This window comes from uncultured Gemella sp. (genome assembly GCF_963525875.1).
Lineage (GTDB): Bacteria > Bacillota > Bacilli > Staphylococcales > Gemellaceae > Gemella.
Genome location: NZ_CAURMG010000005.1, coordinates 37,333 through 59,891, shown reverse-complemented (window position 1 = coordinate 59,891; position 22,559 = coordinate 37,333). Strand labels below are relative to the sequence as shown.

General features: G+C 30.5%; 17 protein-coding genes. 11 read left to right on the top strand and 6 right to left on the bottom strand.

What is annotated here, in order from left to right; all coding sequences use genetic code 11:
• Positions 1 to 2: 2 nt before the first annotated feature.
• A complete protein-coding gene (locus RWQ73_RS01855) occupies positions 3 to 986 on the top strand; it encodes a YvcK family protein (protein WP_314085830.1) in 984 nt (327 codons plus the stop codon).
• Positions 987 to 1,009: 23 nt separating this feature from the next.
• Complete coding sequence (locus tag RWQ73_RS01850; protein ID WP_314406432.1) at positions 1,010 to 2,359, top strand: glucose-6-phosphate isomerase; 1,350 nt, start codon at positions 1,010 to 1,012, stop codon at positions 2,357 to 2,359.
• A 501-nt stretch (positions 2,360 to 2,860) separates the two neighbouring features.
• On the opposite strand, the gene RWQ73_RS01845 is transcribed toward RWQ73_RS01850, so the two are convergent.
• On the bottom strand, positions 2,861 to 3,568 hold the full coding sequence (locus tag RWQ73_RS01845; RefSeq protein ID WP_314406431.1) for a UTRA domain-containing protein: 708 nt from the start codon (positions 3,566 to 3,568) through the stop codon (positions 2,861 to 2,863).
• A gap of 240 nt (positions 3,569 to 3,808) precedes the next feature.
• Here RWQ73_RS01845 and malQ point away from each other — a divergent pair, with 240 nt between their 5' ends.
• From malQ to RWQ73_RS01825, 4 genes are read left to right on the top strand one after another with little or no spacing between them, the layout of a single operon-like run.
• Complete coding sequence (malQ, locus tag RWQ73_RS01840; RefSeq protein ID WP_314406430.1) at positions 3,809 to 5,299, top strand: 4-alpha-glucanotransferase; 1,491 nt, start codon at positions 3,809 to 3,811, stop codon at positions 5,297 to 5,299.
• A gap of 1 nt (position 5,300) precedes the next feature.
• On the top strand, positions 5,301 to 7,556 hold the full coding sequence (gene glgP / locus RWQ73_RS01835) for a glycogen/starch/alpha-glucan family phosphorylase (RefSeq protein ID WP_314406429.1): 2,256 nt from the start codon (positions 5,301 to 5,303) through the stop codon (positions 7,554 to 7,556).
• An 18-nt stretch (positions 7,557 to 7,574) separates the two neighbouring features.
• Complete coding sequence (locus RWQ73_RS01830) at positions 7,575 to 8,369, top strand: endonuclease/exonuclease/phosphatase family protein (protein WP_314406428.1); 795 nt, start codon at positions 7,575 to 7,577, stop codon at positions 8,367 to 8,369.
• Between the two features lie 19 nt (positions 8,370 to 8,388).
• Positions 8,389 to 9,975, top strand: a complete 1,587-nt coding sequence (locus RWQ73_RS01825; RefSeq protein ID WP_314406427.1) for an alpha-glucoside-specific PTS transporter subunit IIBC — start codon at positions 8,389 to 8,391, stop codon at positions 9,973 to 9,975.
• A gap of 240 nt (positions 9,976 to 10,215) precedes the next feature.
• On the opposite strand, the gene RWQ73_RS01820 is transcribed toward RWQ73_RS01825, so the two are convergent.
• The 4 genes from RWQ73_RS01820 to RWQ73_RS01805 form a co-directional block, all read right to left on the bottom strand.
• Positions 10,216 to 11,046: a MetQ/NlpA family ABC transporter substrate-binding protein gene (locus RWQ73_RS01820; protein ID WP_314406426.1), complete on the bottom strand. Its 831-nt coding sequence runs from the start codon at positions 11,044 to 11,046 to the stop codon at positions 10,216 to 10,218.
• 97 nt (positions 11,047 to 11,143) lie between these two features.
• Positions 11,144 to 11,968, bottom strand: a complete 825-nt coding sequence (locus RWQ73_RS01815; RefSeq protein ID WP_314406425.1) for a MetQ/NlpA family ABC transporter substrate-binding protein — start codon at positions 11,966 to 11,968, stop codon at positions 11,144 to 11,146.
• Positions 11,969 to 11,973: 5 nt separating this feature from the next.
• On the bottom strand, positions 11,974 to 12,645 hold the full coding sequence (locus RWQ73_RS01810) for a methionine ABC transporter permease (RefSeq protein WP_314406424.1): 672 nt from the start codon (positions 12,643 to 12,645) through the stop codon (positions 11,974 to 11,976).
• The gene (locus tag RWQ73_RS01805) at positions 12,638 to 13,372 is read right to left on the bottom strand and encodes an ATP-binding cassette domain-containing protein (protein WP_314406423.1); all 735 of its coding nucleotides are present in this window, start codon (positions 13,370 to 13,372) and stop codon (positions 12,638 to 12,640) included. The genes RWQ73_RS01810 and RWQ73_RS01805 overlap by 8 nt, the downstream gene beginning before the upstream one ends.
• 431 nt (positions 13,373 to 13,803) lie before the next feature.
• Between RWQ73_RS01805 and RWQ73_RS01800 the strand changes: the two genes are divergently transcribed.
• Together RWQ73_RS01800 and RWQ73_RS01795 are read left to right on the top strand one after the other, a co-directional pair.
• The gene (locus tag RWQ73_RS01800) at positions 13,804 to 14,808 is read left to right on the top strand and encodes a LacI family DNA-binding transcriptional regulator (protein ID WP_314406422.1); all 1,005 of its coding nucleotides are present in this window, start codon (positions 13,804 to 13,806) and stop codon (positions 14,806 to 14,808) included.
• Between the two features lie 2 nt (positions 14,809 to 14,810).
• Positions 14,811 to 15,608 (top strand): Cof-type HAD-IIB family hydrolase, encoded by a 798-nt coding sequence (locus RWQ73_RS01795; RefSeq protein ID WP_314406421.1) that lies wholly within the window; start codon positions 14,811 to 14,813, stop codon positions 15,606 to 15,608.
• 79 nt (positions 15,609 to 15,687) lie between these two features.
• Here RWQ73_RS01795 and RWQ73_RS01790 read toward each other — a convergent pair whose 3' ends face one another.
• A complete protein-coding gene (locus tag RWQ73_RS01790) occupies positions 15,688 to 17,211 on the bottom strand; it encodes a chloride channel protein (RefSeq protein ID WP_314406420.1) in 1,524 nt (507 codons plus the stop codon).
• 146 nt (positions 17,212 to 17,357) lie between these two features.
• Between RWQ73_RS01790 and RWQ73_RS01785 the strand changes: the two genes are divergently transcribed.
• The 3 genes from RWQ73_RS01785 to polA all read left to right on the top strand — a co-directional run bounded on the left by RWQ73_RS01785 (position 17,358) and on the right by polA (position 22,339).
• A complete protein-coding gene (locus RWQ73_RS01785) occupies positions 17,358 to 18,086 on the top strand; it encodes a rhodanese-like domain-containing protein (RefSeq protein WP_314406419.1) in 729 nt (242 codons plus the stop codon).
• A gap of 232 nt (positions 18,087 to 18,318) precedes the next feature.
• Positions 18,319 to 19,521 carry a glycosyltransferase family 4 protein gene (locus tag RWQ73_RS01780; protein WP_314406417.1) on the top strand — a complete coding sequence of 401 codons (1,203 nt, stop codon included), beginning with the start codon at positions 18,319 to 18,321 and terminating at the stop codon, positions 19,519 to 19,521.
• A gap of 178 nt (positions 19,522 to 19,699) precedes the next feature.
• A complete protein-coding gene (gene polA, locus RWQ73_RS01775) occupies positions 19,700 to 22,339 on the top strand; it encodes a DNA polymerase I (protein WP_314406416.1) in 2,640 nt (879 codons plus the stop codon).
• Positions 22,340 to 22,559: the final 220 nt, after the last annotated feature.

Here is a 22,559-nt window from a genome sequence, read left to right as displayed (position 1 = left end):
AGATGAGTACTAAAGTAAAAGTAGTTACTATCGGTGGAGGAACTGGATTATCGGTTCTTTTAAGAGGATTAAAAAAATATCCTCTTGATATAACAGCAATAGTAACGGTAGCAGATGATGGAGGAAGCTCTGGAAAGATAAGAAGTGATATGAATATTCCCTCACCAGGAGATATTCGAAATGTTATAGCAGCATTATCGGATGTAGAGCCGTATTTAGAGAAAATGTTCCAATATCGTTTTGATAGTGGTGAGGTTAAGGGACATCCGGTAGGTAATTTAATGATAGCGGCTATGACGGATATACACGGTGACTTTTCTACAGCAGTAAAAGTTATGAGTAGAATTTTAAATGTGCGTGGTACTGTCTTGCCTACAACTAATGATATAGCGACTCTAAACGCAGTACTATCAACAGGTGAAATAATAAGGGGGGAATCTTCGATTACTGAAGCTGGAGGAGTAATAGATCATGTGTATATCACTCCTTCTAGGGTTAAACCAAATGAAGATGTATTAAGGGCTATTGAACAGGCAGATTATATTATAATGGGACCAGGTAGCTTATATACGTCTATAATACCTAATTTAGTTATATCTAAAGTTTCAGAAAAAATAAGAGAAAGTAATGCTAAGAAGATATATGTTTGTAATGTTATGACTCAGCATGGAGAGACGGATAATTATTCAGTTTCTGATCATGTCGTTGCAATAAATAAACATGTAGAAGAGAATATTTTTGATTTGGTAATTGCAAATTCACGTGAGTTTGATGATAGTATTTTATCGAAATATCACAAAGAAAAACAAGAACCGGTCAAAATCGATCAAGAAAAAATACAAGAGCTAGGAATAAAATTAATAAAAAATAATGACGTAGGAATCGTTGATAATAATACAATTAGGCATAATGCGGATAAAGTTTCTGAATTAATTTATGATTATATTATAGACGATAAGCCAACAATGATTTATAATAAAAGATGAAAAAACAAATAAGGAGAACAAAAATGCACTTAAATTTTGACTATTCGAAAGCACTAAACTTCTTTAACGAACAAGAAGTGAAAAATATGGAAGGTTATGTGAAAGTTGCTCACGATCAATTACATAATAAAACGGGAGTGGGAAGTGACTTTTTAGGTTGGGTAGATTTACCAACTAACTATGATAAAGAAGAATTCGCTAGAATTAAAGAAGCTAGTAAAAAAATTCAAGGTAACTCTGATGTACTTGTTGTTATCGGAATTGGTGGATCATACTTAGGAGCTCGTGCAGCTATTGAAATGTTAAATGATAGTTTCTATAACTTTTATGAGAAAGATAGAAAGGCACCTCAAATTTTCTTCGTAGGTCATACTATTTCTTCAAGTTATACTCAAGAATTAGTTAATTACTTAAAAACTACAGGAAAAGATTTCTCTGTAAATGTGATTTCTAAATCTGGTACAACTACTGAGCCTGCGATTGCATTCCGTATTTTCAAAGAACTATTAGAGGAAAAATATGGAAAAGAAGGAGCAAGAGAAAGAATCTTTGCTACTACTGATAAAGCTCGTGGAGCATTAAAATCACTAGCTGATGATGAAGGTTATGAAACATTTGTAGTACCTGATGATATCGGTGGGCGTTTCACAGTTCTTACTGCAGTAGGATTACTTCCAATTGCTGTAAGTGGTGTTGATATTGATAAAATGATGGCTGGTGCAAAATTAGCTCAAGATGAACTTTCTACACCAGACTTAAGTACGAATATAGCTTATCAATATGCTGTAATGCGTAACGTATTACAACAAAAAGGTAAATTAATCGAGATTCTTGTTTCTTATGAACCATCAATGGTTTACTTTAATGAGTGGTGGAAACAACTTTATGGTGAATCTGAAGGTAAAGATGGAAAATCATTATATCCATCAAGTGTTTGCTTCTCAACAGATCTTCACTCTATGGGACAATATGTTCAAGAAGGACGTCGTATTCTAATTGAAACTATCTTAAAAGTTAAATCTCCAAATAAAGATATTGAGCTTAAAGAAGCTGAAAATAACTTAGATGGACTTAATTATCTTGCTGGAAAAACTATGGATTTTGTAAATACTAAAGCATTTGAAGGAACTCTTCTTGCTCATACAGATGGTGGAGTACCTAACTTTGTAGTAGAACTTCCAGATATGAGTGAGTTTACATTTGGATACTTAGTATACTTCTTTGAAAAAGCTGTAGGTATTTCTGGATACATGCAAGGATTGAATCCATTTGACCAACCTGGAGTAGAAGCGTATAAGAAAAATATGTTTGCACTTCTTGGAAAACCTGGATTTGAAGACTTAAAAGCAGAATTAGAAGAAAGATTAAAATAATCTCGGATAAAATAAAAACTGATAGAGGAACAATTTTCCTTTATCAGTTTTTTGTGTATATTTAGATAATTTAATTTTACTATTCAAATATTTTAAGTAAGGTGGCGGATGGTTCCATCTAACTTTAATTGTCATTTAGACAATTAAAGTGGATATTACACCTTAAAATTAAGCCTTTAGTCTTAATTTTACCGATGGAACTTTCCAAGTTCCATTTTCACCATTTCAAAATATTTGAGTAAAATTAATAATATTTAAAACTTAATTATTAGGCATTATTTACTGTTTTGTAGTAGCTGAAGTGAAACACTTTTGTGTTTCACTGCGAGAAAATAAGACTACAGGCTTATTTTCTAAACGGAATATCCTTTTGAGATAGCAAAAGATATGAAGGTGTCGCAAGCTACAACTAAAACAGTAAGTTTAGTTTAAAATTAAAAACAAGAAAAAGAACGACTCTATAAATTTTATCTGTATAAAATCGTAATTTATGAGTCGTTATTATCTTTTCGCCATAGTTACAAATGTGAATTTGTCAGGTCTGTAGCTTAATATTCCATATTGGAGAATATTTCCGTTTGATAGATAAGTGATACTTTCAACAACGGCTACCATATTATATTCACCTAAGTCCATATGCTGTTTTTCTTCTTCTGTTGCATATCTAAAAGATATTTCGCGTCTTGAGTGCGTAATATTTAAGCCTAATTCTTTTTCTAAATATTTATAAATAGAAGATTCTGCTATGTCTTTGTTAATGAATGGAACAAGCTTGCGGTCGAAATATGATACTTCATATTCAAGACGTTCACCATTTATTATTCTACTACGACTAACTCTATAAAAATCATTATTTTCGTTAGCTCCAAAAATATCCATTATTTTTTTATCTCCTTGAATTATATATAAAGATTCAAGGGTAGTTTTAATTTCATATTTTCCATCAATATTTAATTCTGAAGAAGTTTTTATATTACCGAGATAATTATTTTTTATTCTTCCATGTCCAAGAATTAAGGAGTTTTTTCCTTTTATTTTTTGTATATAACCATTGATTTCAAGTAAAGATAAGGCTTTTCTTATCGTATCTTTAGAATAACCATATTCTTTAACTAGCTCATTTTCACTTGGTAATTCAGTATTACGCTTATAAAAACGAGTATCTATTTTTTCTTTTAAGTCCGTATAGACTTTTTTGTATTTACTCATATATTGTTTTCCTCGCAAAATTTATCTACTTAATTATAAATGCAGTTCATATAAAATGCAAGAATTAAAGTTATCTTTTATGCGTTTCGAGACATTTACGTATATGTTCAAGAAGAAAAGAAAAAGAATTACATAAATGTTGTTGACAAAGTGAAAGTGTTTTATTATAATAATTATTGTTAAGTAATAAAAACTTATTTTGTAAAGACAAGTTATAAATAATAACGGAGGAAAAAAAGAATGACAAAACGTTCAAGTGGTGTTTTGATGCATATCACATCATTACCAGGACAATTTGGAATAGGAACATTTGGTAAAAGTGCATATGATTTTGTAGACTTTTTAGAAGAAACAAAACAAACATATTGGCAAATTTTACCACTAACAACTACAAGTTATGGAGATTCACCTTATCAAAGTTTTTCAGCAGTTGCAGGGAACTTAAATCTAATTGATTTTTCATTATTAAAAGAAGATGGATTATTAGAAGAAAGTGATTATGCAGGTGTTAACTTTGGAGAAAATCCTGAAAAAGTTGATTATGCACTATTATTTGAAGCTAGAAGACCTATTCTAGAAAAAGCAGTTGCTAACACAATTAAAAATAGTAAAGTATTAACTGAGATTGAAAAATTTGAAGCTGAGAATTCAAGTTGGTTAGCTGATTATGCTGAATATATGGCGATAAAAGAAAGTTTTGGATATAAGAGTTTTATTCACTGGGATGAAGAAATAAAAAGAGCGGATAAAACTGCACGTGAAAAATATCGTACTGAACTTCAAGATAGTATAAGATACTATACAGTTACACAATATTTCTTCTTTAAACAATGGTTAGCATTAAAGGAATATGCTAATAGTAAAGGAGTTAAAATTATTGGAGATATGCCAATTTATGTAAGTGCTGATAGTGTTGAAATGTGGACTATGCCTGAATTGTTCAAAGTTGATGAAAACAATGAACCACTTTATGTAGCCGGTTGTCCAGCAGATGATTTCAGCCCTACAGGACAACTTTGGGGTAATCCAATATATGATTGGAAAAAACATAAAGAACAAGAATTCTCATGGTGGATTTATCGAGTTCAAGAAAGTTTCAAAATCTATGATGTGCTTCGTATAGACCATTTCAAAGGATTCTCTGATTTCTGGCAAATCGATAGAGATGCTGAAAATGCAGTTAACGGTACTTGGGAAGCTGGACCGGGAATTGAATTATTCCAAAAAATTAAAGAGCAATTAGGAGATTTACCGATTATCGCAGAAAATCTAGGGTTTATTGATGAAAAAGCAGAAAAATTATTAGATGATTCTGGGTATCCAGGTATGAAGATTCTTCAATTTGCTTTCCCAGGAGAAGATAATTTAGATCGTCCACATCATTACACACAAAACAGTGTTGCTTATACAGGAACACATGATAATGATGTAGTTAATGGATGGTATGAAAAACTTAGCGAATCAGAAAGAAAATTAGTTTCTGACTATCTAAATCGTCGTGATGATGAGAAAATCACAGAAGCAATGATTAGAGGAATCTATTCTTCAGTAAGTGATTATGCAATCGTAACAATGCAAGATTTGTTAGATAAAGATGCAACAAGTAGAATGAACGTTCCATCAACAGTTGGAGGAAACTGGGAGTGGAGAATGCTTGCAGAAGATTTAACTGAAGAAAGAAAAGAATTTTTAAGAAATATTACAGTAAGATATTCAAGAGAGAGGGTATAAAATGTCATTTAGTAAATATGTATTAGATAATACAAGTAAAGAACTAAGTACTTTAGATAACAAAGAAATTTATAAACAACTATTAAACTATGTAAAAGAAGAAGCTGACAAGAAAGCTCAAAATAATGATAAGAAAAAAGTTTACTACATTTCAGCAGAATTTTTAATTGGTAAACTATTATCAAATAACCTAATTAACTTAGGAATCTATGAAGAAATTGAAAAAGAATTAAACGCAGCTAACAAACGTCTTAGTGATGTTGAGGAAGCAGAATTAGAACCATCACTTGGTAACGGAGGTCTTGGACGTCTTGCATCTTGTTTCATCGATTCAATTTCATCACTAGGAATTAACGGAGACGGTGTAGGTTTAAACTACCACTGTGGATTATTCAGACAAGTATTTGTTAAAAATGAACAACATGCTGAACCAAACTTCTGGATTGAAGATTCTTCATGGTTAAGAGATACTGATGTTAAATATACAGTGCCATTTAAAAACTTCAACCTAACTTCAACTCTAAAAAGAATTGACGTATTAGGATATAAAAAAGATACTAAAAACTATCTAAACCTATTTGATATTGAATCAGTAGATAGCAGTATCATTGAAAATGGTATTAGTTTCGATAAAACTGAAATTGAGAAGAACTTAACATTATTCTTATATCCAGATGATAGTGATAAAAATGGTGAATTACTACGTATTTATCAACAATACTTCATGGTGTCAAATGCAGCTCAATTAATTTTAGATGAAGCAATTGCTAAAGGAAGTAATGTACACGACTTATATGAGTATGCATATATTCAAATTAACGATACTCACCCAAGTATGGTAATTCCTGAATTAATCAGATTATTAACTGAAAAACACGGAATTGAATTTGAAGAAGCTTACACAATCGTTCAAAAAATGACTGGTTACACAAACCACACTATCTTAGCTGAGGCTCTAGAAAAATGGCCATTAGCATATTTAGAAGAAGTGGTACCACACCTAGTAACAATCATCAAACAATTAGATGCTGTAATTAGAGAAAAATATGAAGGTGAAGATATTCAAATCATCGATAAAGATGACAGAGTACACATGGCAAACATGGATATTCACTTCTCTAACAGTGTAAATGGGGTTGCATACCTACACACTGAAATTCTTAAAAACTCTGAGTTAAAACACTTCTATGAGTTATACCCAGAGAAATTTAATAACAAAACAAATGGTATTACATTCAGACGTTGGTTAGAGTTCTCTAACAGATCGTTAGCAGCATACTTAAAAGATCTAATTGGAGATGAATATTTAACAGATGCAACTAAATTAGAAAAATTATTAGCATTTGTTGATAGTAAAGAAGTAGCAGCTAAATTAGAAGAAATTAAACATGAGAATAAACTTGTTCTTAAAGAATACCTAAAAGAAACTCAAGGTATCGAATTAGATGAAAACAGTATTATTGATACACAAATCAAGAGATTTCACGAATATAAACGTCAACAAATGAACGCTTTATATGTAATCAAAAAATACTTAGATATTAAAAATGGTAAATTACCAGAAAGAAAAATTACTGTATTCTTTGGTGGGAAAGCAGCACCAGCTTATATTATAGCTCAAGATATCATTCACTTAATTCTATGTCTATCAGAATTAATTAACAATGATCCAGAAGTAAACAAATACTTAAATGTATTCCTAGTTGAAAACTATAACGTAAGTGTTGCAGAAAAATTAATTCCGGCAACTGATATTTCTGAACAAATTTCGTTAGCTTCTAAAGAAGCAAGTGGAACTGGTAACATGAAATTTATGTTAAACGGAGCTTTAACTCTAGGAACATTAGATGGAGCTAACGTAGAAATCGATGAACTAGTTGGACGTGAAAATATCTACATCTTTGGTAAAGAAAGTGATGAAATCATTAAACTTTACGAAACTGCAGGATATGTTTCTAAAGAATACTATGAAAAAGATGGTGTTAAAGAAGTTGTAGACTTCATCGTTTCTAAAGAATTAGTAAAACTTGGAAACAAAGAAAGATTAGAAAGATTATACAGCGAACTACTTAATAAAGATTGGTTCATGACACTTATTGATTTTGAGGAATATTACGCTAAGAAAGAAGAAATGTTAGCAGACTACGAAAACCGTGAATTATGGATGAAGAAAGTTATCGTAAATATTGCAAAAGCAGGGTTCTTCTCATCTGACCGTACAATTGCTCAATACAATGAAGATATTTGGAATAAATAAAGAAAAGGGGAACATAATATGAAACTATTAACGATTAATGTACATAGTTGGTTAGAAGAAAATCAACTTGAAAAATTAAATATTTTAGCTAAGGTAATTGTAGAAAAAAATTATGACGTGGTTGCCATGCAAGAAGTAAATCAATTGATTAATAGTGAAGATGTTCAACAAGGGATAAAAACAGATAACTTCGGAAAATTATTATTAGATAAAATTAAGGAATATGGAGAGGATGGATACAGCTATTACTGGACATATTCTCACATAGGATTTGATAAATTCGAAGAAGGATTAGCTATATTAGCTAAGGGTGAAGTTGTTGCCGTAGAGGATTTCTACTGTACGGCACAACAAACTGTAACTTCTATTGAATCAAGAAAAATTTTAAAAGTCGATCTTAAAGTAAATGATGAGATCGTAGAATTTTACAGTTGTCATATGAATTTGCCGACTTGTAAAGGAGAAGACATAGATCAAAATCTTAGCAACCTAATTAATTATACAGATAACAAAAATCTTAAAGTTTTCATGGGAGATTTCAATACGGATTATTTCCATCAAGTAGATGACTACAAAAACATACTTGATAAAGGATTATACGATACTTATGAATTAGCCGAGAAAAAAGATGGGGGAGTTACTGTATATAAAAATATAAGTGGTTGGGAAGATTCTATGTGTCAGAAAAAATTGGATTATGTATTTATAAATAGAAAGTTGAATGTAAAAGAAAGTTTTGTTATATTTAATGACGATAATTATCCAATTATTTCTGATCATAATGGCTTAGAAGTAACATTAGCAGAAAAATAATTATAAGGAGGAAAATGTTATGTTACAAAAGATTCAGCGTTTTGGAGGCGCTATGTTAATGCCATCTATTATTTTCGCATTCTTCGGATTAGTAGTTGGATTAACTTCAATTTTTAAAAACCCTAACTTAGTAGGGAGCATCGCGACAGAAGGAACACTTTGGTATAACTTCTGGTTCGTAGTTGAACAAGGAGGATGGACAATCTTTAATCAAATGCCAGTAGTGTTCGCACTTGGTATTCCAATCGGTCTTGCTAAAAAAGCAAACGGTCGTGCTGCATTAGAAGCGTTCTTAATCTACATGGTTTTCAACTACTTCATCAATGGATTCTTAACTCAATTCAAATTCTTTGGAGTAGATGTAACACCAGCTCTTAAATTACCTACAGGTATTACAAGAATTGCTGGAGCAATTACATTAGATACTTCAATCATCGGTTCTATCGTTATTGCATCTATCTCAGTATGGATCCACAACAGATACTTTGACAAAAAATTACCTGAATTATTAGGAATTTTCCAAGGGTCAACATTCGTTATCTTAGTTGGGTTCCTAATCATGATTCCAGCTGCATTCTTAACAGCTTTATTATGGCCAAAAGTTCAACTAGGAATTGCTGCATTACAAGGATTCTTAAAAGTTTCTGGAGTTGCAGGGGTATTCACTTACACATTCCTAGAAAGAATTTTAATCCCAACAGGATTACACCACTTTATCTATGGACCATTCATGTTTGGACCAGCAGTAGTAGAAAATGGAATCACAGCTTACTGGGTACAACACATTCAAGAGTTCTCTCAAAGCACAACTCCATTAAAAGAGTTATTCCCTCAAGGTGGATTCTCATTACACGGTAACTCAAAAGTATTTGGTTTACCAGCAGCAGCTTTAGCTATGTATGTAACAGCTAAAGACAGCAAGAAAAAAGTTGTAGCAGGGTTATTAGTTCCAGCTGCACTTACTGGTTTCTTAACAGGAATCACTGAACCAATCGAGTTCACATTCTTATTCGCAGCACCAATGTTATTCGCGACTCACGCAGTATTAGGTGCATTAATGTCAGCAACTATGTATCAATTTGGAGTTGTAGGTAACTTCGGAAGTGGATTAATCGACTTTTTAGCACTTAACTGGTTACCAATGTTCAAAAACCACTCATCTCAAGTATTCGTTCAAATCGTAATTGGATTAGTATTTTCTGTAATCTACTTCTTCGTATTTAGATTCTTAATCCTTAAATTCCAATTAAACACACCTGGACGTGAAGCAGATGATGCTGAAACAAAACTTTACTCTAAACAAGAGTACCGTGAAAAAGGTAAAGAAGCACCAAAACCAGAAGTTAGAGATGATGCAGCTACTCACGATGATCAAGCAGTAATCATTTTAGAAGGTTTAGGTGGTAAAGATAACATCGTAGATGTTACTAACTGTGTAACAAGATTACGTGTTAACGTTAAAGACGAAAGCTTAGTAAAAGATGATGAATTCTTAAAACGTTCTGGAGCTCTTGGAGTTGCTCGTAACGGTAAAGCTATTCAAGTAATCATCGGATTCTCTGTAGGACAAGTTAGAGAAGCTTTCGAAAAAGAATTACACAAATAAGATAATTAATCAAAAGAAACTGATGTAAAAGTCAGTTTCTTTTTTTGTTATGAATAGGTGGGCTAGCAAGTTATCAGATATTATTCTGCCGTCTATTCAAGAGAGGGCCTACTGGCATTTGAGAGCATAAAAATATAATTAATAGAACATTGTTAAATAGAGTGATTAGAGTTAGTTATAAAGGTATAGTAAAGTAAAAAATACTTAGCAAACATTGTCTGCTAAGTATTTTACTTCATATTAGAACGCAGGAGTTGCGTGTCCTTTTGGTTTAAGTTCTTTGTTGATGTATTCTTTAACTTTTTCACTAGCTAATGCTTTCTTAACAGCTGCTACTTTAGCATCGTCTTTGTTATCTTCGCGAGCTACAAGTGAGATAGCGAATGTTAAGTCATCTGCTTTTTCAAGAGCTAGACCATTTTTATCAGGAGTTAATCCTAATTTAGAAATGTAAGTTGGGTAGTTAAACACTAAATCTTTTTCATTGTATGCTTCGTTTAGGTTAAGTAAGCTTACTTTAGTAAATTTAAGGTGTTTTGGATTATCTTTGATATCAGCTTCAGTTACTGTGAAACTATTTGGATCTTTAAGAGTAATAACTTTAGCGTGATCTAATAAACGTAAAGCACGAGCTAAGTTTGTTGGATCTGAAGGGATAGCTACATCTGCACCATCTTTAAGATCTTTAATATCTTTAAGAGTTTTAGAGTAGAATGATACAGTTGCGTTGTAAATAGGTTGAACAGCTACAAGTTTAGCGTTATTTTTTTGGTTAAATTGTTCCATGAATGGTTTGTGTTGGAAGAAGTTAGCGTCAACTTCTTTATTGTTTAACGCAACGTTAGCTTGAACGTTATCAGAAACTTTAACGATCTCTAAGTTGTAACCGTCTTTTTTAAGATCTTCTTTAATCATTTCTAACATATCTGTCATTGGAGAAGTGTGAGAAGCTACTTTTACAGTAACAGGTTCTTTTTTCTCTTCTTTTTTAGGTTCAGTTTTACTTGAACATGCTGTTAGGATTAATAATAAAGCTGTTAAGCTGGCAATAAATGAAATTATTTTTTTCATTGTTTGTCTCCTGTGAATATATTTTAAATGTATATTTTTTATTTAGAGGTAAGTTCGTTGATTATTTTTAGATTATAGATTAGTTAAAATTAATATTTTAGAAAGCTGCAGTAGCTTTACCTTCGAAATTCTTTTGTAAGAAGTCTTTAACTTTTTGGCTAGTTAAAGCTTTTTTAACTGCTTGGATTTTAGCGTCGTCTTTGTTATCTTCACGAGCAGCAAGTACTCCAGCATATGTAAAGTCAGCTTTGTCTTCCATTAGAAGTCCATCTTTCATTGGTGTAAGGTTTAATTTAGCAATGTAAGTTGGGTAGTTAAAAACTAAATCTTTTTCTGCATAGGCATCACTTAAGTTTAAAAGTCCAACTTCAGTGAATTTAAGGTGTTTAGGATTATCTTTAATATCTTTTACAGTTACATTATAGCTGTTTGGATCATTTAATGTGATTAATCCACCGTGAGCTAATAATCTTAATGCACGAGCCATGTTTGATGCATCTGATGGAATTGCTACATCAGCACCATCTTTAAGATCTTTAATATTTTTAACTGTTTTTGAGTAGAATGCTGGAATAGAGTTATAAACTTTTGCCACAGCTACTAAGTTAGTTTTATTTTTTTCATTGTATTGTTTCATGAATGGTTCATGTTGGAAGAAGTTAGCATCGATTTCTTTATTTGCTAAAGCAACATTAGCTTGAACGTTATCAGATACTTTTACAATTTCAAGAGTGTATCCTTCTTTTTGTAAATCTTCTTTAACTAATTCTAACATGTCAGTAAATGGTGGGACATGAGCAGCAACTTTAATTGTTTTGTTTTCTTGTTTTTCTTCTTTTTTATCGCTAGTTTTGCTAGAACATGCAGTTAATACAAGTACAAGCGCTAAAAGGCTAGCAACAAATGATAATAATTTTTTCATTGGTTTTATTTCTCCTTCTTGTTTGTAAAACGTTTAGCTAATCCATAACCTATTGATTGAATAATAAATACATAGATTATAAATATTATTACGATTAGGTACATTAAATCATAATTATATTCTTGGTATCCATATCTGAATGCAAATTCACCAAGACCACCGGCTCCAATAACTCCCATTACAGTAGTATAAGCTAATAAACTAATTGTAGTGTAGGTGAATGATAAAATTAAGTTATCCATTGTAGCTGGTAATAGGAAATACCTAATAATTTGAACTTTTGTAGCTCCCATACTAATAGCTCTATCAACGATTTTTTTAGGAACGTTGATTAGTGCTTGTTCAACAAAACGAGCATAAATACTTACACCAACAAGAGTAAGTGGCAAGATTGCTGCAATATTCCCAAAAGATGTTTTAAATAAAAATCTATTTACAGGAATTAGTATGAATACAAAAATTAAAAATGGAACACTACGTAGGGCATTAAGTGCAATGCTAAGTCCTTCATAAACTGCTCTATTTTTTAATAAATAATCACGACTGAAAGAAAAAAGCATAATACCTAGTGGTAGGGAAATAAAAAATACTGTTAACATTGAGTAAATCATCATATAGTTTGTTTCCCAAAATGCTTTCATAATACCATCGTAATTGGCTTTAAATAAATCAATCATTTAGTAAAAACTCCTTTACGTAGTTATAGTAATTACTGTCGTAATCATCTTTTGCATTTTTATTAGGTACGACAATATCTTTTATAGTAGAATCATCGATAACTACTACTCTGTCACAAAAGTTCTTAAGTAATGAAAGACTATGTGAAATCATAACAATTGAAATATCAGTTGTAGTTCGCAATTTATTCAATAGTGCAAAGATTTCTTTTTCACTATTAGTATCTAAAGCAGAACTAATTTCATCACAAAGTAGAACTTCTGGTTCTTGAAGTAGAGCCATAGCAATGGCGACTTTTTGTTGTTCACCACCACTTAAACTACCACAAAGACTATTTTTTAGTCTTGTAATATTCATGAATTCAAGAATATCATCTATTTTCTTTTTATCAACTGAAACCTTATTTAGTTTGTATACTAAGCTCAAGTGATAATATACAGTTTTATTATCAATAAGATTTGAGTGTTGGAATATATATGCTAGATTTTTTCTAGTTTTTCTAAGGGTACTTGCATCCATAGATTTAATAGAAGAGTTTTTATAAAGAATATCTCCACTATCATATGAAACAATACCATTAATCATCTTTAGAATTGTACTTTTTCCTGTACCATTTCTACCGATTATTCCAATAACTTCTTTTTTATTAATATCAAACGATATATTTTCAAGTTTGAAGTTAGCATCTTTATATTGTTTTGATACGTTTTTTAATTGAACTATCATAATATACCTCCAAGGAAAACTATACCACTTTTAGGAAAGGATTTCAAGGGGTTTGTTTAAATTTTTTAGGAATAATTGTTCATATTGTTCTATGCTTGTTTGATAGTATTTGTAAATCTGTTGTTTAAATTTACTTACTCTGTGATGATACAGTTTAGGAGTGTAGATATATAAGTAAATGAATATTCTATTAAACAGTAAGGGTTACTATTATCATAATGGTTTTTACTAGAATAATCATATATTTTTTTAATAAATTGTATTACAATAAGTCCAAAAATATAATAAGTAAACTTTTAATGTCTAAAATATGTATCGTTGTATTTTAATAAAATTTTAGTTTAAATATTTTCTAAAATTGTTCTTATATAATTCTTTATTTATTCTCTCTAATCGTATATAATTAAGGATGTGATTTAAGGAGGTAATCTATGAAAAAACTGACAATAGTAGATATAGCACGTATGGCTGGAGTAGGAACTACTACTGTCTCTAGATATTTTAATGGTGGAAATTTAAAGGAAGAAACACATAAGCGAATTAAAGAAATAGTAGACAAGTATAATTATACGCCGAATACTTTTGCAAAAGCATTAAAAAGTATAGATAGTAAGATTATTGGGGTAATAGTTCCATGCTTACACTCGTATGTTAGTGGGAATACTCTAAAATATCTTGATAAAGAATTGAAAAATAATAATTACGAGACATTAATTATGAATGCTAATTTTGATGAGAATAAACAACTAGAATATATAAAAAAATTGGCAAGAATGAATGTTGATGGAATAATTTTACTACCGACTACAATGAGTAAAACATACGAAAGTACGATAAAATCTATAGATGTTCCTGTTGTAATGCTTGGTCAAGAAGGAGAATACACATACAGTGTTGAGTACAATGATTTTAATGCTGCTAGAGATTTAACGAATTATGTATTAGCTCAAGGTCATAAGAGAATAGCTTATTTAGGTGTAAGTGAAGAAGACATTGCAGTAGGATATTATAGAAAATTAGGTGTTATTAGGACATTAGAAAAGTATAATCTATCGCCTGGAAATGTACTAATTACGAATTTTGGTATGGAAGAGGGATATTCAACCGTAAAAGGAAATATTGAAAAACTAAAAGAAGACAGCTGTCTAATTTGTGCTACGGATAATTTGGCTTATGGAGCTATAAAAGCATTAGAAGAAGCGGGATTAAATGTTGGGGAGAACTATTCAGTTGCTGCATTTGGAGATTATACATCTTCAGCTTTGCTGAAATCTCCATTAACTACGATAAAATTTGATTTAGAAGATGCAGCTAAGCAGACGGTTAATATGCTTCTTAGCGTAATTAGAAAAGAAGAGACAGACATAAAGCTATTAATTGGCTACGATTTAAAAACGAGACATAGTGTTATTAAATTAGATGGAAATGGAGAATAATAATGACGAATATAAAAGCGATTTTTTTTGATATTGATGGAACAATACGAAGTTTTAAAACTAAGTCAATTCCAGAGAATACAGCAAATACTTTAAAAAGATTAAAAGAAAAAGGAATTAAAATATTTATTGCGACAGGAAGAGCTCCATTTCACACTACATTTTTAAATGATCTATTGGATTTTAAATTTGATGGCTATGTGACAATAAATGGTCAGTATTGTTACTTGGAGACGGGTGAAGTTTTAAATGATAAGATATTATCTCAAGAAGATATAAAAAATGTTCTTCCTTATTTTAAAGAGAATAATATAGCATGTGATTTTGCTTTATTGGATGGGGCATTTATGAATCTTAAAAATTCACGAGTTAAGTGGCTTGAAGATGAATTAGGAGATCCTGATCGTTTTAAGGAAGATCCTTTAGCGTATGATAAGGCTATTAGCGAAAAAATATATCAGCTTAATGTATTTGTATCTGAAGAGGAAGAAGCGGGATTCTTAGCTTATATGCCTAATTCAAAAGCAGCTCGTTGGACTAACCACTTTACAGATGTTATTCCAAAAGATGGTGGAAAAAATACTGGAATTGATGCTGTTATAGCTTATTTTGGTATTAAATTAGAAGAAACTATGGCATTTGGAGATGGTGGTAATGACATTGATATGTTGAAACATGCGGGAATCGGTGTAGCAATGGGGAATGCCGGAGAAAATGTAAAAGGAATTGCTGATTATATTACTACAAGCGTAGATGATGATGGAATAACAAATGCCTTAAAACATTTTAATGTACTATAAAATTAAAAACTAGGGGGTGAACTCAAAAATCATGATTTCGTAGAAATCGATTTTGTCGAGTCATCCCCTAGTTTTCTTTTTATTCACTAAATTGTTTTAAAAATAAATCAACGCATTTTTTCGGCATAATGACAGTAAGTTTATCATTTGCTTCTAAGACAGTTGTTCCTTTTGGTACTATTTCTCTACCGGAACGTTCGATTTGAGAAACAAGTGCCCCTTTTGTCCAGTCAATTTCACGTATTTGTTTTCCTATTAATGAACTATCATTTGATATTGTAGTTAAAATCTCTACTTCCATTTCTAATTCGTTATCTTCTAGTTTATTACTTGTTAATATACGGTCTAGTAAATATTCGTATACTGGTTTTGTACCAAGAATATTTGCAGTCATGTATGAGAATAGACAACAAAGTGCTATAGGTAGGAAATAGTTTAGTTTTTGTGTCATTTCAAATAGTAGTATGATAGATGTAATAGGACTTCTTACAATTGCAGTTAAGTACCCAGACATTGATAATATTACAAATAATGCAGTATATTTGGCGTCAAAGAAGTTACTAAATAGTGTCCCTAGTATTGCACCTTGGATTAATATAGGTAAGAATATACCTCCAGCAACACCTGATGTAAATGATACAAGGGAGAATATTGTTTTTATAAAGTATAAGGTTAATAGAAACATAAAACTAAATTTATTTTCTATTAGAAATTCTACTAAGCTATGACCACTTCCTAGTACTATTGGATAAAAAATAAATAGTATAAATGAAATAAGGAAAGCTACTTGTGGTCTGAATACTATATTAAGTTTTAGAGCTTCATAAATTTTAAAAAGTATTTTTATAGTAACATTGTAAAATGTCCCAAATAATCCTAATAGTATCCCTAGTAAAGCAACCCAAGGATAAATACTTACTTCGACATAAGGTATATCTGGAAATTTAAAGATAGCTGTAAGTCCGAAAATATATTGACCAACAATATTTGCTATCACAGCAGCACTAAAACAACAGATTACTATTTTTTTTGTAATTTGCTTATGGACTTCTTCTATAGAAAATAATACTCCTGCAAGTGGAGCACCAAAAGCAATTGATAGGCCAGCACTCGCTCCACATGTAATTAAGTATTTTTCTTTAATATTATTCTTTTTTAGTATTCTAGATACGAGTTTTCCACTCATTGCGCCAAGTTGAATTGAAGGTCCTTCACGTCCAAGTGATAAACCACCGAGACTTGCTGTTAAACCACCTATTATTTTATAAATAAGAACTCGTAGTGGATTTGAATTTAGTCTACCGGTAATTTCTGCAGAAACTTGAGGGATTCCACTTCCACTAGCCATGGGTTCTCGTTTTAATAAGAAACCTGAAAATAATGCAAGTATTATTAATATAAGTAAGAGTGCTATTTTATAAATAAAACCGGTTTTGATAAAGTCTGCAGTATAGTGAACGAGTTTTTCGCTGTAACCGATAAGAAGCCTGTAGCTTGCTCCGACAATACCAGCAGCTAATCCTACTAAAATTCCATCGAAGAGTAGTGAAGTTTCAAGTTTGAAATTCTTATTATCGATCTTACTAATTTTGGAAATTTTCATGTAGCTCTCCTTTTTGATAAGTTTATTCCATAAGAACATTTTACTCCTATTTACAAAAAAAATCAAAATAATTTATGATACAATTTATTATTAAAAATACAAAATGTGTGCTAAAATATAATTATATGATGAAAGGAGTAAACGAAATGAATATATTTTTAATTATTATAATAGTATTATTAATTATTATTTTTGCATTATATGCTTTTTGGCTTAAATTACTAAAAGGTAAACCAGGAAGAATAGCTGGAGCTGATGTAGAGAAAAAAACATTTGAAGAAGCTTTAGTAGTGGATGTTCGTTGGCGAAAAGAGTATGCTAGAGGGCATGCGATAAATGCTGTAAACTTACCGATTAAGCTTTTTAAAAACGGTAGTGATGTACTGGATGATTATAAAGATAAGGATATAATTTTATATTGTGTTGTTGATGTTACTTCACGTAATACAGAAAAATTGTTGAGAGAACGAGGATTTACTAAACTTCACATAGGTGATGGTATAAAACAGTATAACTATGGAAATGCAATTTATAGTAATGCGCTGTTATCGGAGTTTAAATATCGTATTTCTGCTAGTAAGAATAAACAATTTTTAAATCTAGGTAGTGAAATTTTAAGTGATGATGAAATTAGAGTCTCACCTGAAGAAATAGATAGTGTATTAGATAGATTAGATAAATCTTCAGATATTTTTGTTTATAGTGATAAACCAGAACAAAGTAAAGAAGTATGTAAGAAACTAGGAGTAGCTGGTTATAATATTATTAATTTGATAGAACCGTTTAATACTACTAGTTATAGAAATGCATTTTATAACAAAAATGATTATATTGAAAGTCAAGATGAGAAAGAAGCTGCGACTTGTAGTGCTTGAGGATAGAAAATAAAAAAACGATAGGTTATCGTTTATAATAAAATTCTGTGTATAAAGACTTTTTAGTTACAGCCTATGTAGTCTAGATAAGAGAATAAAAATTTGAAAAATCACTTGGAGAAATGTCTTTGAGTGATTTTTATATGCTTTAATTTAATATGTTTACTATAAAAATAGTGTACTTTGGGTTATAATATAAGTGATGGAAAATATGAAATAGAGGATGGTTATTATGAGAATTTTACATGTGTTAGCTCAATTACCAATTAAAACTGGCAGTGGTGTATATTTCACAAATGTTATTGAAGGTTTAAAACAGTTTGATGTTAAACAAGCAGCGGTTTATGCAACAACTCCGGAGTATAATTTTAATTTTGTTGATGAAAAATATGAAGTTGAATTTCAAGGTAAGGATATAAGTTTCCCTATTGTTGGAATGAGCGATATTATGCCATATGAAAATACTTTATATAAAAATATGACATGTGACATGATGGAAGAATGGCAAAATGCATTTCGCAAGAAGTTAGAAGCAGCCAAAGATGAATTTAAGCCGGATGTAATTATTACACATCATTTATGGGTTTTAAGTTCTATAGTTTGTGATGTATTCGAAGATGAAAAGGTAATAGGTGTTTGTCATAATACGGATATTAGGCAATCTGAGAAGAATCGAACTATGAAAGATAGCTATGTTAAAAGTCTAGGGAAGTTGAATAAGATATTAGCTTTAAGTAGTAGTGTTATAGAAGAAATTTCAAATATTTATAATTATCCTAAGGAAAGAATCGTAAATATTGGTGCTGGATATAATGAGAAGATTTTTTACCCTGTGAAAAAATATGCAAAACACGATAATGTTAAAATTTTGTATGCAGGAAAGTTTGATGAGTCGAAAGGTTTCTATGAATTGATTAAGGCGTTTAGATTATTAGAAGAAAAAGATGATAATGTGGAATTAGAATTAATAGGAAATTTGAAACAAGAGGATAGACCGAGAGTTGAGGAATTAGTTGGAGATTCAACAAAGATTAGAATTTATAATGCTGTAGATCAAGTTCATTTAGGTGAAATTATGAGACATAAAGATGTATTTATATTACCGTCTTACTTTGAGGGACTAGGATTAATCGCAGTAGAAGCCTTAGGTAGTGGTCTAAGAGTGGTTGCTACTGAGATAGAGGGGCTTATTGAATTTCTTGGAGAAAAGATAAATAGCTCTGAGATAATTGAGTATATCAAAATGCCTACAATTTATGATACAGATAAAGCGGTAGAAGAAGAGAAGCCTGCGTTCATAAAAAGGATTGTAGAGGCTTTGGAATTAATGATAGGAAGAACAAGAGAAAATCGTGAAATTCCTGTTGATTTACTAGAAGAGATAGAACGCCATTCTTGGAAGAAGAAAATAGAAATTATTTATGAATTGTTGTAAAATAAATGACTATAGATAATATTTGGCGTTTACTTGCTATATATTAAACATGGTTTATTAGAATTTTAATATATAAAATAAAATGTACTGAACGACTCAAAAATCATTTTTGAAATCGTGATTTTTGAGTTGTATCTTTTTATGTTTTAGTGTTTAGAATAAAAATTAGGAGAATACAATGGATAAGATAATACTAATAGATGGAAATAGTTTGAGTTATCGTGCTTTTTACGCTATGCCAGCTTTAAAAAATAAAAAAGGTTTATATACAAATAGTGTATATGGCTTTACATTAATGTTAGAAAAGATATTAGCAGATACTAATCCGAAATATGCGTTAGTTGCTTTTGATAAGGGAAAACAAACGTTTAGGCACAAGAGTTATGAGGCGTATAAAGGAACTAGAGATAAAACACCTAGTGAGTTAGTTGAACAATTTGGTTATGTTAGAGAACTTTTAGATTCTTATGGAATTAAGTATGAAGAACATTTTGATTATGAAGCGGATGATATTATTGGAAGCTATGCTAAGATCGCTGAAAAAGAAGGGCTAGAAGTAATAATAGTAACTGGAGATAAAGACTTAACGCAGCTAGCTAGTAAGAATATTACTATTCATTATACAAAACGAGGTGTAACGGATATAGATTATTATACACCTGAATTTATTGCTGAGAAATATGGTTTAACTCCTGAGCAAATCGTTGATATGAAGGGTCTTATGGGAGATAAGAGCGATAATATTCCTGGTGTAGAAGGAGTGGGTGAAAAAACTGCTATAAAATTATTGGCTGAATATAAAACTGTAGAGAATGTACTGGAAAATATAGATAATATTAGTGGAAAAAAACTTAAAGAACGTCTAACAGAAGGACGCGATGATGCACTGTTAAGTAAGAAGCTGGCAACTATTTATACAGAAGTACCAGTTGATAATAAGTTGAAAGATTTAACATATAGTGAGAATATAGATCTTAAAAGAAAACTGTTTGAAAAGCTTGAATTTGTTTCATTTTTAAGAAAATTGTCTGAAGAAAATTCTACTGGAGAGTTAGGGACAGCTGTTGAAGAGACTGTTACATCTAAAAAAGAAATTAATATTGTTTTAGCAGATAAAAATACAAAAATAGATTTTGTTGATAGTGTTTTACATGTTGAGTGCTATACAGAAGATTATCAAAATTCAGACGTGGTTGGAGTAGCAGTATATAAAGAAGGTGTAACTTATATTTTTAGTGAAGAACAATTTTTTACTAATGAATTTGTAGAGGATTATCTACAAAGTGAACTAGAAAAAATTGTTTACGATTTTAAGAAGATATTATTTATAGCTATGAGAAATGGAGTAGATATTAATGGAGAAGTTTTTGATACAAAAATAGTATCTTATCTAATTGATGTGAATGCAAAAACTGAAATTGATAAAATTGTATTTAACTATCTTGGAAAAATAATAAGTAGCGACGAAGAAATATATGGTAAAGGGGCAAAGAGAACTTTACCATCTCAAGAAGTTATTAATCCATATATAGCTGAAGTTGCAGAGGCAATCTCACTTATTAAGCCGTTAATGGAACAAAAACTTGCTGAAGAAAATATGACAGACCTTTATAAAAATATAGAGATTAAAGTTGCAAAAGTGTTAGCTAATATGGAATTCGAAGGGATACATGTTAGTAAAAAGGCTCTTGAAGATATGAGTGTTGAGTTTGATGAAAGAATAAAAACTTTAGAATCTAGCATATACGAGCTTGCTGGATCAGAGTTTAATATAGCTTCACCTAAACAGTTAGGAGTTGTGTTATTTGAGGATTTAGGACTGCCACCGATCAAGAAGACGAAAACTGGATATTCTACAGCGGTAGAGGTATTAGAACAACTTCAACATAGTCATGAGATTATTCCGTTGATTATGGAGTATAGAACAATTACAAAATTAAACTCAACGTATGCAAAAGGATTAGTGAAAGATATTACTCGTGAAGGTAAAATTCATACACGTTATGAACAAACATTGGCTCAAACTGGACGTCTATCTTCTGTAAATCCAAATCTACAAAATATTCCAACGAGAATTGAAGAGGGGAAAAAAATTAGAAAAGCATTTATTCCATCTTCTGAAGATAGAGTGATTTTGTCAATCGACTATTCTCAAATAGAGCTTCGAGTATTAGCTCATATTGCTCAAGATGCAGGAATGATAGATGCATTTAAACATGATGTAGATATTCATACTAAAACAGCTAGTGATGTTAATGGAGTTAGTCTTGATGAAGTAACTTCTTCAATGCGTAGAGAAGCTAAAGCTGTTAACTTTGGTATTGTTTATGGAATTTCTGATTTTGGGCTATCTAACAATTTAGGTATTACTAGAAAACGTGCGAAAGAATTTATCGACAAATATTTAGAAACATTTAAAGGTGTTAATAAATATATGACTGATATTGTAGATTTTGCGAAAGAACATGGTTATGTTGAAACTTTATTCAATAGAAGAAGAGCATTACCAGATATTAATGCTAAGAATAAAATTGTTGCAAACTTAAATGCACGTATTGCTATGAATTCACCAATTCAAGGAACTGCTGCGGATATTATTAAGATAGCTATGGTTAATGTATTTGAGTACTTGGAAAAAACAAATGTAGATGCAAAATTATTATTACAAGTACATGATGAATTAATCTTTGATGTAAATAAAGAAATAGAAGAAGAGTTTACAAAAGAAATGATTAAAATTATGGAAGAAGCGGCTAATCTGGATGTTCAACTAAAAGTGGAGGCTAGTAGTGGAGCATCATGGTATGATGCAAAGTAATTTTTCTGAAAATTAAAGATAAAATCAGAAAAAAAGAATAAAAAAATACAATATTTAAAACAATTTCCCGACTATTCTACATAATGTCTGACTTAAATAGCTTATAAAAGTAGTATGATATTCTTTGGTATTCTTAATTTGTTTTTAAGAAAAGTTAATTTTGAACCATATTAATGGTTATAAAATTAACTTTTTTTGATGTTTTATATTTTATAAAAAG